Here is a 14,824-nt window from a genome sequence, read left to right as displayed (position 1 = left end):
CGGGCGACGACCGAGGGCCCGTCCCCTGCCACGGCAGGGGACGGGCCCTCGTCAGGTGCGGCTCACCGACCGCCGTACGTCTTGCTCATGTTCTGGTACATCGCCTCGGCAGCCCGGCCCAGCTGCGGCCCCGCCAGCCAGGTGTTCTCCAGCGGGCCGATCGAGGTGTTCGAGACCAGCTTGGTCTCCCCGTCCACCACCCGGAACCAGCCGCCGCCGGACGAACCGCCGGTCATCGTGCAGCCGATGCGGTACATCGTCGGCAGCGACGGGCTCAGCGACAGCCGGCCGGGCCGGTCGACGCACTTGAACATCTCCAGGCCGTTGTAGGGCGGGGCCGCCGGGTAGCCCCAGGCGCCCATGCTGGACACCTCCGTCGCCGACGGGGCGGAGAAGTCCACCTCCAGCGCGGCGCCGACGGTCTCCTCCAGCGACTTGTCGCCCCGCTCGGGCTTCACGTGCAGCACCGAGTAGTCGTACGCGGCCCCGTCGCCGCCGCTCTCCGAACCGCCCTTGATCCACTGGTCCGAGGTCGACGCCCAGTCGGCCCACCAGGTGCCGTACGGCGCCATCTCGGTGGTCGTCGCGTTCGCCAGCTCCGCCTCGGACTTTCCGTAGTCGTTGTACGACGGGACGAAGGCGATGTTGCGGTACCAGCCGCCGCTGCCCCCGGCGTGCACGCAGTGGCCCGCCGTCCACACCAGGTTGGACTTGCCGGGGTGGTTCACGTCCTTGATCACCGTGCCGGAGCAGACCATCGAGCCCTCGGGGGAGTCGAAGAAGACCTTGCCCACCGGGGCGGCGTTCTCGTGGTACGGCTTCTTCTCGGCCACGGCCTCGACGGGCGCCGGCTCCGGGTCGGTGGCGCCCTGGTCGGCGGCCGCGTCCTTGGTGGTGACGGTCTTGTCGGCCTCCTTCGCGGACTTCATCCGGTCCGGCTGCCACAGGCCCTCGATCACCGGGTTGACGAAGTCCTTGGCCTCACTGAGCCACTTGTCCTTGTCCCAGTTCTTCCAGCCGCCGTCCTTCCACTGGTCGACGTCGATGCCGTGCTCCTCGAGCCGGTCCGCGAGGCCGGCCGGCAGACCGCCCTCGCCGCCGCCGGTGTCACCGGCGTCGGCGGCCTGGGAGGTGCCGCCGCCGGGTGCGGCATCGGCCTCGTCCTGCTCCGATCCGCCGCAGGCGGTCGCGGTGAGCGTCAGCGCGGCGACCAGGCCGGCCGCGGTGACAGCGGTGCGCCGGCCGCGCCGTGGCGCGGCGGACGTACGTGTGGAACGCATGGTGCGGGGACCCCCGTTGAGACGTGTGAATGCGTGATTGTCTGTCATGGATGCGCGGTGGGGTGCCGGCCTCGGCCCGACACACCCCACCGTCCGGCCGGCTCAGCGCAGGCGACGCCCGCTCACTGACCGGCGAACTTGCCGCTCACCGCGTCGAACACGCCCTTGGCCTCCTTGCCCAGGCGCGGACCGGCCAGCCAGCCGGCCGTCACCGGGCCGATCGACGTGTTGGAGACCAGCGCGGGCTTGCCGTCGGAGCCCGCGGCGATCCAGCCGCCGCCGGACGAACCGCCGGTCATGGTGCAGCCGATGCGGTACATCGTCGGGTCGGCGGCGTTGATCGACAGCCGCCCGGGCTTGTCCTGGCACTGGTACAGCTTCTGGCCGTCGTACGGGGGCGCGGCCGGGTAGCCGATCGCCTTCATGCTCTCGATCTCCGGCACGGCGGGCGCGTCGAAGTCCACCGGCATCGCGGCGCCGACCGTCTCCTCCAGCGACTTGCCGCCGCTGCCCTTCTCCGGCGTCACGTGGATCACGGCGAAGTCGTACGAGGCGCCGTCACCGCCGGTGGCACCGCCCTGCTCGATCCACTGGTCCGAGGTCTGCGCCCAGTCGCCCCACCAGACACCGTAGGGAGCGAGCTCCTCCTTGGTGGCCTTCTGCAGTTCCTCCGTCGACATGTCGGCATCGTTGTACGACGGCACGAAGGCGATGTTGCGGTACCAGCCGCCGCTCTTGCCGGCGTGCACGCAGTGACCGGCCGTCCAGACCATGTTGGACTTGCCGGGGTGGGCCGGGTCCTTCACGACCGTCGCCGAGCACACCATCGAACCCTTGGGGGAGTCGAAGAGGAGCTTGCCGGCCGTGGCGGCGCTGTCGTGGTACTTGGCCGGTACGGCCGCCGCCTCGACGGGCGCCGGCTCCGGGTCGGTGACGCCCTGGTCACCGGAGATGTCGTTGTCGTCGACCTCCTGGTCCGGCTCCTCGGCGTCCCGCATCCGGTCCGGGTCCCACAGGCCCTCGATGATCGGGTTGACGAAGTCCTGCGCCTCGCGCAGCCAGTCGTCCTTGTTCCAGTTCTTCCAGGCGCCGTTCTTCCAGTCGTCGACGTCGATCCCGTGTTCCTTGAGCTTGTCCTTGATGTGGTCCGGGATCCGGATGCCGCCGTTGCCGTCGTCGACCGCGGAAGCGGAGGCCGAGGCGTCGCCGCCCGCCTCGGGGTCGCCGTCCTCGCACGCCGTGGCGGTGAGCGCGAGCGCCGAGACGAGCGCCACGGCGGCGGCCGCGGAGGAGGTCCCGCGCCGCCCGCGTCTGTTTCCGCGCGTGCTGAACGACGGCCGTATGGATCGCATGGTGTTGACTCCCCCTGCTGTGAACGAACGTGGTGCAGTGGCCGCGCCGCCCGGCGGATCCGGCCCGGTCTTCCGGGGCCCGGGTCCGCGCAGCGGCTGCGACCTGGAACGGCACCACACACTATGCGCCCGCTGTGGGGGACTTCCGACGGAACGGCAACGGTTCGGACACAGCCGTCCGACCGGCGCTGCTCGGCGGCGGCGCCGGCGCGCCGGCGAGGAGACCACGGGCGGTTCATGAAGGCGTTGAGGCCCTTCGCCGGACCACCGTGTGCCGTACGGCGTCCCGCACCACGGCTCGGAGGGGGCGCCGAGAACGGCCCGGCCGCGCCGCCGGGCGCCGGTGCGGCCGGGCAGCACGGCATCGAGCCGGGAGCGGCCGCGCCGGTCGGGCCGCTGACCGGGGCCGGGCCTCTCGCCGGAGGCGTTCGCCCGGTGAGCCAGGGCGGCCCGCCGCGAGCGCACCGCCCGGGCGCGGGGGCCGCCTGCCCGCGGCAAGGATCTTCGGGCAACCCGTAACCCACCGCGCGCGCCGCGGTTGCTAGCGGTGGGGGGTCCGCTGTCGCGACGCGGTCCTCCGTGCCGAGGACGGGCCCGCCACGACGCGTCGTGCCGGGACAGCGGGAGGTCGAGAAGCCGTGGCGGGATCCGCGTACGAGGGGCTTGCGGGCGGCGACGGAGAGATCGCCGCACCCCGGAGCACGGGGTGGGGGAGCCCCGGCCGCCGTGGCCGCCCCGGACGCCCTGGCCGGGAGGCAGCCGGCTCCGAGGGCGTCGAGCTCGGGCGGGTCCGGCCCGTGAACGGCCGGTCCGAGGACGACGCCGGGCGGCCGCGGGGCGCCGGGCGGAGGAGCGTGCCGAGGCGTCAGCCGACGCGGGAGACCGCGGCGCGCACCTACCCGCGCGCCCTGCCGGTCGTCCCGGTCCGGGCCCGGGGGCTGACCGTCGAGGACGCCGCCGGCCGCCGCTACCTGGACTGTGCCTCCGGATCGGGAGCCCTTGCCCTGGGGCACAACCACCCGGTCGTGCTGGAGGCGATCCGCAGGGTTCTCGACTCCGGGGCCCCGCTGCATGCCATGGGCCTCACGACCCCGGTGGAGGACGCGTTCGTCACCGAACTCCTGCGCACCCTCGCGCCCCGGCTCTCCGCCCACGCGCGCGTGCGGTTCTGCGGACCCGGCGGCACCGACCCGGTCGACACCGCGGTCGCCCTGGTCCGCGCCGCCACCGGGCGGGCCCCGGTCGTCACCGTCACCGGCGCCCACCACCGTGCGGCCGCCGAGGCATGCTGCCCGGCCAACGGGGGAGAACCGCCCGCCGGAGTACTCCTGGAACCGGTACGCGGCGCGGACGGCGTACTGACCGTGCCGGACGCCTGGCTGCGCGACCTGCGGCGGATCACGGCCGAACGGTCCGTGCCGCTCATCGCCGACGAGACCGAGACGGGGGTCGGCCGGACCGGCGCCTTCTGGGCGGTCGAACACAGCGGAGTCACTCCCGACGTGCTGATCCTCGCCAAGGCGATCGGCGGCAGCCTGCCGCTCGACGCGGTGGTCCACCACGACGCCCTCGGCGACCCCCTCGACGGTCACCGGTACGACTCCGACGACCACCGCACCGGCTTCCCCCGGCACGGTGCCGGAGCGTCCGGCGCCGGTACCTTCCGCGGCAACCAACTCGCCCTGGCCGCCGGCGCGGCGACCCTGGCCCACGTCCGCGAGCAGGGCCTCGCCGAGCACGCCGCCGCCCTCGGTGGCCGCATACTGTCCCGACTGCGCGACTTGGCCGCGGAGTTCGCCTGCGTCGCGGACGTGCGCGGCCGCGGCCTGATGATCGGCATGGAGCTGGCGCCGCCGGACGGTGCTCACGACGGCGCCCCCGCCGACCCGGACCGGCCCCGCACCGGGAGCGAACTCGCCGCCGCCGTCCAACGGGAGTGTCTGCACCGCGGCCTGATCGTGGATCTCACCGGACCGGCCGGGAACGTCGTGCGACTGCTGCCGCCCCTGATCGTCACCGAGGAGCAGACGTCGGCGGTCCTGGACCGCCTGGCCGACGCGGTGCAGGCGGTGGACCGGCGCCGCGACGGCCACGCCCCGCCCCACCGGGCGCACGTCTCGCACTGACATCGCCGACGCTTCCCGCCCCACCGGGCACACGTCTCGCACTGACATCGCCGACGCTCCCCGCCCCCCTCCCGCACGTCACGAGGACCGAGTTGCACACCACCCCCACACATGAGCCGCCGTCCGCCGAGCCGCCCGGGCCGCGGCCGGCCGCCACCGTCTTCTCGGACCACCCCGGTCCCCGCGCCTCCCAAGACAGCCCACACACCGGCGACCGCTTCGACGCCTACGGCGTGGCGCAGGCCGCGGCCGCCGAGAACCTGCTCCGTTGCTGGGTCCGCGAGGCCGACGTGCCCGCGCCCGACAACGGCGTCCTGCACCTGCTGCTCCCGGCCTGCGGCACCGCCCTGGCCGTCCCCGTGCCCTACTGGTCCCCGACCGGGCTGCACCGCTTCGGCGTTCCCCGGCTGGCCGGCGCCCCCGCCTCGGCGCCGCCCGTGGACGCCCTCACGCTCGCCGCGCTGCTCGGACGGGAGGCCCCCGGCGTCCCGGGGCCCGCCGGGCCCGACCTCGTCGCGCGCGTGGCCGACTCCGTCCGCCGTACCGCCGTATTCCTCCGCGACCGCGCGGAACACACCGACGGTGCCACCGGCCGTCCGGCTCCCGCACCTCCCGACCTGTTCCTCGCCGCCGAGCAGGCACTCCTCCTCGGGCACCCCCTGCACCCCACCCCCAAGAGCCGTGAGGGCCTCACCGACGCGGAGACCCGGCGGTACTCACCCGAACTGCGCGGCTCCTTCCCCCTGCACTGGATGGCCGTCGCCCCGTCCGTACTCGCCACCGACTCGGCCTGGACCGAGCGCGGCCGCCCGGTCACCGCACCTCGGCTGACCGCCCGCCTCGCCGCGGACGGGCCGGCCCCGCCGGACGGATACGCGCTCCTTCCGCTGCACCCCTGGCAGTTCCGCGCCGTCACCCACCGGCCCGAGGTCGCCGCACTGCTGGAGGACGGACTGCTCAGGGACCTCGGCTCCCGCGGCGCCCCGTGGCATCCCACCTCCTCCCTGCGGACCGTCCACCGCACCGGCGCCCCCGCCATGCTCAAGCTCTCGCTGGCGCTGCACATCACCAACTCCCGCCGCGAGAACCTCCGCAAGGAACTCCACCGCGGCGTCGAGGTCCACCGCCTGCTGCGCCGCGGACTCTCGCGCCGGTGGCAGGCCGCCCACCCGGCCTTCGACATCGTCCGCGACCCGGCCTGGCTCGCCGTCGACGGACCGGACGGCGATCCGGTGCGCGGGCTGGACGTCGTCATCCGTCACAACCCGTTCCTGCCCTCGGACGACGTCTCCTGCGTGGCCGGCCTCGCCGCGCCGTGGCCGCACACGCGGGCGGACCGCTCCGACGCGCGCACCGGCGACGCTCCCGCCCCACGCTCCCGGCTGGCCGAGGTCGTCACCGGGCTCGCCGGGCGGACGGGCCGCCCGGCGGGCGCCGTCGCCACCGAGTGGTTCCTGCGCTACCTCCACCACGTGGTACGTCCCGTCCTGTGGCTGGACGCCCACGCGGGCATCGCCCTGGAAGCGCACCAGCAGAACACGCTCGTCCTGCTGGACGCCGACGGCTGGCCCGCCGGCGGCCGCTACCGCGACAACCAGGGCTACTACTTCCGGGAGTCGAGGCGCACGGAACTCGACGCCCGGCTGCCGGGGATCGGAGCGCACAGCGACACCTTCGTGGCCGACGAGGTCGCCGACGAACGCTTCGCCTACTACCTCGCCGTCAACAACGTGTTCGGCCTCATCGGCGCCTTCGGCGCCCAGGGCCTCGCCGACGAACGGCTGCTGCTCGCCGTCTTCCGCCGCTTCCTCGGCGAACTCGCCTCCGGCCCGGCCCCGGGGGGCGGACGGCTCCCGGCACACCTCCTCGACTCACCCGTCCTGCGGTGCAAGGCCAACCTGCTGACCCGCCTGCACGGTCTCGACGAACTCGTGGGGCCGGTGGACACCCAGTCCGTCTACGTCACCATCGCCAACCCGCTGCGCGCCTGACCGGTCCGCCGCCCCGACCCGTCCCCTCGGGCACCCTGCCCCTCCCCGAAAGAGCGACCCCATGACTTCCACCGACGCGAGTGCCGACGACACCCTGGACCTGCACCTGCCCGGGGAGTTCGTCGCGCGTTTCCGGAGCGCGGGGGACGGCCCCGCCGAGACGGGGGCGCCACACGCGCGTGAGGATCTCCTCGACCGCGTCGCCGACTGGGGGCCGATCGGCACCCCCGTGGGCGCCTTCCACCTGGCGCCCGTCGAAGTCGAACGGCATGTTCCGCTGGTCGCACGCTGGATGAACGACCCGGCCGTCGCCGCGTACTGGCAGCTGGCCGGGCCGCGGAGCGTGACCGAGGACCACGTGCGCGCCCAGCTCACCGGCGACGGCCGCAGCGTCCCGTGCGTCGGGATGCTGGACGGGGTGCCGATGAGCTACTGGGAGATCTACCGGGCCGACCTCGACCCGCTGGCCCGGTACTGTCCCGTCCGCCCGCACGACACCGGCATCCACGTCCTGATCGGCGACGGCGCCGATCGCGGGCAGGGCATCGGGACCGCGCTGATCAGGACCGTGAGCGACCTCGCCCTCGCCGCCCGGCCCGCGTGCACGCGGGTGCTCGCCGAACCGGACGTCCGCAACGCACCTTCCGTCGCGGCGTTCCTCGGCGCGGGTTTCCGCTTCCACGCCGAGATCGACCTGCCCGGCAAGCGAGCCGCCCTCCTGGTCCGGGAACGGACGGCGCCCGATTCCCCGTGACCCGCGCCGCCCTCCGTCCCGTCCCGTCCGTCCAGGAGCCACTCTTGCACCGGCCGTCCCCACAGCCCCCGCACCGCCGTAGCACGCACGACCCCGGCAGTCCCTCACCCCTCGTACCCGCCTTGCCGCCCCGTTTGTCAGTGCCGGGCCGTAGGGTGGTCGCGCTATGACGAAGCCCTCACTCCCCGAACTCCTGCACGCCGCCGTCACCGCCGTCGGCGGCACGGAGCGTCCCGGCCAGGTGGCCATGGCCGAAGCCGTCGAGGAAGCAATCGACGGCGGCTCCCATCTGCTGGTCCAGGCCGGCACCGGCACCGGAAAGTCGCTGGGCTACCTGGTGCCCGCCCTGGCCCACGGGGAGCGGGTGGTCGTGGCCACGGCGACGCTGGCCCTGCAGCGCCAGCTGGTCGAGCGGGACCTGCCCCGCACGGTCGACGCGCTCCATCCACTGCTGCGCCGCCGCCCGGAGTTCGCGATGCTCAAGGGCAGGTCGAACTACCTGTGCCTGCACCGGCTGCACGAGGGCGTGCCGCAGGACGAGGAGGAGGGCCTCTTCGACCAGTTCGAGGCCGCCGCGCCCACCAGCAAACTGGGCCAGGACCTGCTGCGGATGCGCGACTGGGCCGACGAGACCGAGACCGGCGACCGCGACGACCTCACGCCGGGCGTCTCCGACCGGGCATGGTCCCAGGTGTCGGTGTCCTCGCGGGAGTGCCTGGGCGCGTCGAAGTGCGCCTACGGCGCCGAGTGCTTCGCCGAGACGGCCCGGGAGCGGGCCAAGCTCTCCGAGGTCGTCGTCACCAACCACGCACTGCTCGCGATCGATGCCATCGAGGGCGCGCCCGTCCTGCCCCAGCACGAGGTGCTGATCGTCGACGAGGCGCACGAGCTGGTGTCCCGGGTCACCGGGGTGGCCACCGGCGAGCTGACCCCCGGCCAGGTCAACCGTGCGGTGCGCCGCGCCGCGAAGCTGGTCAACGAGAAGGCCGCCGACCAGCTCCAGACCGCCGCCGAGGGCTTCGAGCGGCTGATGGAGCTGGCGCTGCCGGGCCGCCTCGAGGAGATCCCGGAGGACCTGGGCTACGCGCTGATGGCGCTGCGGGACGCCTGCCGTACGGTCATCTCGGCCATCGGCACCACCCGTGACAAGTCCGTGCAGGACGAGGACGCGGTCCGCAAGCAGGCGCTGGCCTCCGTGGAGTCCGTGCACGACGTCGCCGAGCGGATCACCAACGGCTCCGAGTGGGACGTCGTCTGGTACGAGCGCCACGACCGGTTCGGGGCCTCACTGCGCGTTGCTCCGATGTCCGTCTCCGGGCTGCTGCGGGAGAAGCTCTTCACCGACCGCTCCGTGGTCCTGACCTCCGCGACCCTGAAGCTGGGCGGCGACTTCAACGGCGTCGGGGCGTCGCTCGGCCTCGCCCCCGAGGGCACCGAGGGCGACGACGTGCCGCAGTGGAAGGGCGTCGACGTCGGCTCGCCCTTCGACTACCGCAAGCAGGGCATCCTCTACGTCGCCAAGCACCTGGCCCGCCCGGCCCGGGACGGCGACCGCGGTGACATGCTCGACGAGCTGACCGAGCTGATCCAGGCCGCGGGCGGCCGCACGCTGGGGCTGTTCTCCTCGATGCGCGCCGCCCAGCTGGCCGCCGAGGAACTGCGCTCGCGCATCCCGGAGTACCCGATCCTCCTCCAGGGCGAGGAGACCCTCGGCGAGCTGATCAAGAACTTCGCCGCCGACCCGCGGACCTGTCTCTTCGGCACCCTGTCGCTGTGGCAGGGCGTCGACGTACCCGGACCGAGCTGTCAGCTGGTCGTCATGGACAAGATCCCGTTCCCGCGGCCGGACGACCCTCTGATGAGCGCCCGCCAGAAGGCGGTGGAGGAGGCCGGGGGCAACGGCTTCATGGCGGTCGCCGCGACGCACGCCGCGCTCCTGATGGCCCAGGGCGCGGGCCGGCTCGTCCGGGCGTCCGGCGACCGCGGGGTGGTCGCCGTACTGGACCAGCGGCTGGCGACGGCCCGGTACGGAAGCTATTTGAAGGCGTCCCTGCCCGACTTCTGGTTCACCACGGACCGCAACCAGGTCCGCAGGTCGCTCGCCGCGATCGACGCGAAGGCCAGGGAGACCGAGGGCGCCGAGCAAACCGAGGGCGGCTGAGGAAGGCCCACGCACCGGACGGGCCGTCCCCCGGAGGGGGCCCGGCCCGTCCCCGGGACAGCGCGGGGCCCCGGAACCGGCGCAGAGGTCCCGGGGCCCGGTCGGGTCGGCGGGCGCGGTCGCGCGCACCCGCCCGCCGTGGCGCTCAGACGCGGCGCAGTACGGCCACCACCTTGCCGAGGATGGTCGCGTCGTCACCGGGGATCGGCTCGTAGGCCGCGTTGTGCGGGAGGAGCCAGACGTGGCCGTCCTCGCGCTTGAAGCGCTTGACGGTGGCCTCGCCGTCGAGCATCGCGGCCACGATGTCGCCGTTCTCGGCGACCGGCTGACGGCGGACCGTGACCCAGTCCCCGTCGCAGATCGCGGCCTCGATCATCGAGTCGCCGACGACCTTCAGCACGAACAGCTCACCGTCGCCGACCAGCTGCCGGGGGAGCGGGAAGACGTCCTCGACGGACTCCTCGGCGAGGATCGGGCCACCGGCGGCGATGCGCCCGACGAGCGGCACGTACGACGCGGCCGGCTTTCCGGCGGTGTCCGTGGGCTGCACCGACGCGGCCTGGTCGGAGCCACGCACCTCGTAGGCGCGCGGGCGGTGCGGGTCCCGGCGCAGGAAGCCCTTGCGCTCCAGTGCCATCAGCTGGTGTGCCACGGACGAGGTGCTGGAGAGGCCGACGGCCTGGCCGATCTCCCGCATCGACGGCGGGTACCCGCGTCGCTGCACGGAGTCGCGGATGACCTCGATCACCCGGCGCTGGCGGTCGGTGAGTCCCGAGCTGTCCGCCCGGATGCCGGGAGGTCGCCCCGGCAGGGAGCGCTTGTGCCCCTCGGGATTCGTGGCGTCGCTCATCGCGTGCACCGGCTCAGGTCGGCCCTGGGGGCGTTCCTGGGCAGTGATGGTGGCACTGTCGGCGGTGGTGGTCACGTCGGCCCCTCTCGATGGTCTCCCTGTTGCACAACGGTAGTAGCTTTCGAAAGGTTGCGCCAAACACACGTTCGAGTGAAAAACCGCGATTCCCTCGTCCGTATTGCATGTCTGGGTGTATGGCTACCGTTGCGCCCGGCGGGCAAAAGGGCTTATTGCTGTACTCTTCACCGCCGTGGCGACAACCCCCGGGAGGTCGCTCCAGTCTGCCATCCGGCATCCCGTTCGACGGGGCGGGTCTCCCATCTGTTGCGGTAGTCCCACGTCCCCTCCCCGCGGCGCCCACGGTATCTCCGCATGCTTCCGGGCGGTACGGCCGTGCGTGTGCCCGCGCGCGCCCGCAGGCGCGTTCGGTGCGCGCGTGGGCGCGGCGGGCCTCGGCGGGACGGGGGTGCGTACGCACAGGCGCGACACGCGTGCACGGCGTGTATGTATGAGCCAATCCCCACATCTAGTGGTTGGATTGCATCAGCAGCCCACAAGTTGTGGTCCCCCGGGTCTTCGAGCCCGCCGCGATCGCCTATGCTGGGGGCTGCTTCGAGGGGCCTGAAGGGCCTTTCGAGGCCGTTGAGTCTGCTGTGAGGAGGGTTCGGAGTCCATGCACTGCCCCTTCTGCAGGCACCCCGACAGCCGTGTCGTCGACAGCCGTACGACCGACGACGGCACGTCGATCCGCAGGCGCCGCCAGTGCCCTGACTGCTCCCGTCGGTTCACGACCGTGGAGACGTGCTCGCTCATGGTGGTGAAGCGGTCCGGGGTCACCGAACCGTTCAGCCGGACCAAGGTGATCAACGGGGTGCGCAAGGCCTGCCAGGGCCGGCCCGTCACCGAGGACGCGCTCGCGCAGCTCGGCCAGCGGGTCGAGGAGGCGGTGCGGGCCACCGGAAGCGCCGAGCTGACCACCCACGACGTGGGACTGGCCATCCTCGGCCCGTTGCAGGAACTCGACCTCGTCGCCTATCTGCGGTTCGCCTCGGTCTACCGGGCGTTCGACTCGCTCGAGGACTTCGAGGCCGCGATCGCGGAACTGAGGGAGACGACGGGGCGTCCCGGCGGAGACGACGGCACCGGCGCGGGGAGCCAGGAGAACGACCGCGGGCCCACGGGGGCGGGACAGGTCCCCGAACCCGCAGGCGCCGCCGACTGACCGGCGGGCCGGACCCGGACTTCGGCGCCCGGGCCCGGCCGGACGGCGGCGAACAGAGACCTGTTGCGGGCGCAGCGAGAGATGCCCGCAACACCAGACAGAACACCGTGCCCACGGGAACAATCGGGGCACTTCAGGGCGTTTTCGCCCGTACAGGGAGGCGGCATGACAGAGACGGCGAGCGGTCCGGCACGGAGTTCCCGCGCCAAGGGCACCAAGGCGGGCAAGGGACTCCGCGTCGAGCGCGTCCACACCACTCCCGGCGTCCACCCCTACGACGAGGTGGCCTGGGAGCGTCGTGACGTCGTCATGACCAACTGGCGCGACGGCTCGGTCAACTTCGAGCAGCGTGGCGTCGAGTTCCCCGAGTTCTGGTCGGTGAACGCGGTCAACATCGTCACCAGCAAGTACTTCCGGGGCGCCGTGGGCACCCCGCAGCGCGAGGTGAGCCTCAAGCAGCTCATCGACCGCATCGTGAAGACGTACCGGAAGGCCGGTGAGGACAACAAGTACTTCGCCTCGCCCGCCGACGCCGAGATCTTCGAGCACGAGCTGGCCTACGCCCTCCTGCACCAGATCTTCAGCTTCAACAGCCCGGTGTGGTTCAACGTCGGCACGCCCCAGCCGCAGCAGGTCTCCGCCTGCTTCATCCTGTCCGTCGACGACTCCATGGAGTCGATCCTCGACTGGTACAAGGAAGAGGGCATGATCTTCAAGGGCGGCTCGGGCGCCGGCCTGAACCTCTCCCGGATCCGCTCCTCCAAGGAGCTGCTCTCCTCCGGCGGCAACGCCTCGGGACCGGTCTCCTTCATGCGCGGCGCCGACGCCTCCGCCGGCACCATCAAGTCCGGCGGTGCCACCCGGCGCGCGGCCAAGATGGTCATCCTCGACGTCGACCACCCCGACATCGAGGACTTCATCGAGACCAAGGTCAAGGAGGAGGAGAAGATCCGCGCCCTGCGCGACGCGGGCTTCGACATGGACCTGGGCGGCGACGACATCACGTCCGTCCAGTACCAGAACGCCAACAACTCGGTCCGCGTGAACGACACGTTCATGAAGGCCGTGCAGGACGGCGGCAAGTTCGGCCTGACGTCCCGCATGACCGGCGAGGTCATCGAGGAGGTCGACGCCAAGGCGCTCTTCCGCAAGATGGCCGAGGCCGCCTGGGCCTGCGCCGACCCGGGCATCCAGTACGACGACACCATCAACGCCTGGCACACCTGCCCGGAGTCCGGCCGCATCAACGGCTCGAACCCGTGCAGCGAGTACATGCACCTGGACAACACGTCCTGCAACCTCGCCTCGCTGAACCTGATGAAGTTCCTGAAGGACGACGGCAAGGGCAACCAGTCCTTCGACGCCGAGCGCTTCTCGAAGGTCGTCGAGCTCGTCATCACCGCGATGGACATCTCCATCTGCTTCGCCGACTTCCCGACCCAGAAGATCGGCGAGAACACCCGCGCCTTCCGCCAGCTCGGCATCGGCTACGCCAACCTCGGCGCACTGCTGATGGCGACCGGCCACGCCTACGACTCCGACGGCGGCCGCGCCCTGGCCGGCGCCATCACCTCCCTGATGACCGGCACGTCGTACCGCCGCTCCGCCGAGCTCGCCGCGATCGTCGGCCCCTACGACGGCTACGCCCGCAACGCCAAGCCGCACCTGCGGGTCATGAAGCAGCACTCCGACGAGAACGCCAAGGCCGTCCGCATGGACGACCTCGACACGCCGATCTGGGCCGCCGCCACGGAGGCCTGGCAGGACGTGCTGCGCCTCGGCGAGAAGAACGGCTTCCGCAACTCCCAGGCGTCCGTCATCGCCCCGACCGGCACCATCGGTCTCGCGATGTCCTGCGACACCACCGGCCTCGAGCCCGACCTCGCCCTGGTCAAGTTCAAGAAGCTGGTCGGCGGCGGCTCGATGCAGATCGTCAACGGCACCGTCCCGCAGGCCCTGCGCCGCCTGGGCTACCAGGAGGAGCAGATCGAGGCGATCGTCGCCCACATCGCCGAGCACGGCAACGTGGTCGACGCGCCCGGTCTCAAGCACGAGCACTACGAGGTGTTCGACTGCGCGATGGGCGAGCGCTCCATCTCCGCGATGGGCCACGTCCGCATGATGGCCGCCATCCAGCCCTGGATTTCCGGCGCCCTGTCCAAGACGGTCAACCTGCCGGAGTCGGCGACCGTCGAGGACGTCGAGGAGGTCTACTTCGAGGCGTGGAAGATGGGCGTCAAGGCGCTCGCCATCTACCGCGACAACTGCAAGGTCGGCCAGCCCCTCTCCGCGAAGACCAAGTCGGCCAAGGACGAGAAGGCGGAGATCACCGAGAAGACCGAGGCGGCCATCCGCGAGACGGTCGAGAAGGTCGTCGAGTACCGCCCGGTCCGCAAGCGCCTCCCGAAGGGACGCCCCGGCATCACCACGTCCTTCACCGTCGGCGGCGCCGAGGGCTACATGACCGCCAACTCCTACCCGGACGACGGTCTCGGCGAGGTCTTCCTCAAGATGTCCAAGCAGGGCTCGACCCTCGCGGGCATGATGGACGCCTTCTCCATCGCGGTCTCCGTCGGGCTCCAGTACGGCGTGCCGCTGGAGACGTACGTCTCGAAGTTCACCAACATGCGCTTCGAGCCGGCCGGCATGACGGACGACCCGGACGTGCGGATGGCGCAGTCGATCGTCGACTACATCTTCCGCCGCCTGGCACTGGACTTCCTGCCCTTCGAGACGCGCTCCGCGCTCGGCATCCACTCCGCCGAGGAGCGCCAGCGCCACCTGGAGACGGGTTCGTACGAGCCGTCCGACGACGAGCTGGACGTCGAGGGCCTGGCCCAGTCGGCGCCGCTCGCCCAGGTGAAGGCCGTCGCCACGCCGAAGGCCGAGGCCGAGTCCGCCAAGCCCGCTCCGCAGCAGGCGCACACCAGCGCCGAGCTGGTGGAGATGCAGCTGGGCATCCAGGCCGACGCCCCGCTGTGCTTCTCCTGCGGCACGAAGATGCAGCGCGCCGGATCCTGCTACATCTGCGAGGGCTGCGGTTCGACCAGCGGGTGCAGCTGACGCGTAGCCGCTCGTAGGGGCTCAT

General features: G+C 72.3%; 9 protein-coding genes. 6 read left to right on the top strand and 3 right to left on the bottom strand.

The features are described from left to right. Positions 1-62: 62 nt before the first annotated feature. Together NI25_RS10305 and NI25_RS10300 are read right to left on the bottom strand one after the other, a co-directional pair. Positions 63-1,280 (bottom strand): trypsin-like serine peptidase, encoded by a 1,218-nt coding sequence (locus NI25_RS10305; protein WP_061442178.1) that lies wholly within the window; start codon positions 1,278-1,280, stop codon positions 63-65. Between the two features lie 122 nt (positions 1,281-1,402). Beyond that, positions 1,403-2,632: a trypsin-like serine peptidase gene (locus NI25_RS10300; RefSeq protein WP_061442177.1), complete on the bottom strand. Its 1,230-nt coding sequence runs from the start codon at positions 2,630-2,632 to the stop codon at positions 1,403-1,405. 854 nt (positions 2,633-3,486) lie between these two features. Between NI25_RS10300 and NI25_RS10295 the strand changes: the two genes are divergently transcribed. The 4 genes from NI25_RS10295 (at position 3,487) to NI25_RS10280 (ending at position 9,664) form a co-directional block, all read left to right on the top strand. After that, complete coding sequence (locus NI25_RS10295; RefSeq protein WP_233520712.1) at positions 3,487-4,758, top strand: aminotransferase class III-fold pyridoxal phosphate-dependent enzyme; 1,272 nt, start codon at positions 3,487-3,489, stop codon at positions 4,756-4,758. A 92-nt stretch (positions 4,759-4,850) separates the two neighbouring features. Beyond that, positions 4,851-6,749: an IucA/IucC family protein gene (locus tag NI25_RS10290; protein WP_061442175.1), complete on the top strand. Its 1,899-nt coding sequence runs from the start codon at positions 4,851-4,853 to the stop codon at positions 6,747-6,749. 61 nt (positions 6,750-6,810) lie between these two features. Continuing rightward, positions 6,811-7,503: a GNAT family N-acetyltransferase gene (locus NI25_RS10285; RefSeq protein ID WP_061442174.1), complete on the top strand. Its 693-nt coding sequence runs from the start codon at positions 6,811-6,813 to the stop codon at positions 7,501-7,503. 166 nt (positions 7,504-7,669) lie between these two features. Next, complete coding sequence (locus NI25_RS10280) at positions 7,670-9,664, top strand: ATP-dependent DNA helicase (RefSeq protein ID WP_061442173.1); 1,995 nt, start codon at positions 7,670-7,672, stop codon at positions 9,662-9,664. Between the two features lie 145 nt (positions 9,665-9,809). Here the strand turns inward: NI25_RS10280 and lexA are convergent, their stop codons facing one another. Continuing rightward, complete coding sequence (gene lexA, locus NI25_RS10275; RefSeq protein ID WP_061442172.1) at positions 9,810-10,589, bottom strand: transcriptional repressor LexA; 780 nt, start codon at positions 10,587-10,589, stop codon at positions 9,810-9,812. Between the two features lie 598 nt (positions 10,590-11,187). On the opposite strand from lexA, the gene nrdR reads away from it, so the two are divergent. Beyond that, entirely contained in the window at positions 11,188-11,736 is a 549-nt protein-coding gene (gene nrdR, locus NI25_RS10270; protein ID WP_061442171.1) for a transcriptional regulator NrdR, read from the top strand. Positions 11,737-11,901: 165 nt separating this feature from the next. Then, the gene (locus NI25_RS10265) at positions 11,902-14,799 is read left to right on the top strand and encodes a vitamin B12-dependent ribonucleotide reductase (RefSeq protein ID WP_061442170.1); all 2,898 of its coding nucleotides are present in this window, start codon (positions 11,902-11,904) and stop codon (positions 14,797-14,799) included. Positions 14,800-14,824: the final 25 nt, after the last annotated feature.

The sequence above is a fragment of the Streptomyces sp. CCM_MD2014 genome (assembly GCF_000772045.1).
Taxonomy (GTDB): Bacteria; Actinomycetota; Actinomycetes; order Streptomycetales; family Streptomycetaceae; genus Streptomyces; species Streptomyces salinarius.
The sequence above is the reverse complement of the archived record's forward strand: the minus strand, read 5'-3'. Positions and strand labels throughout refer to the sequence as shown.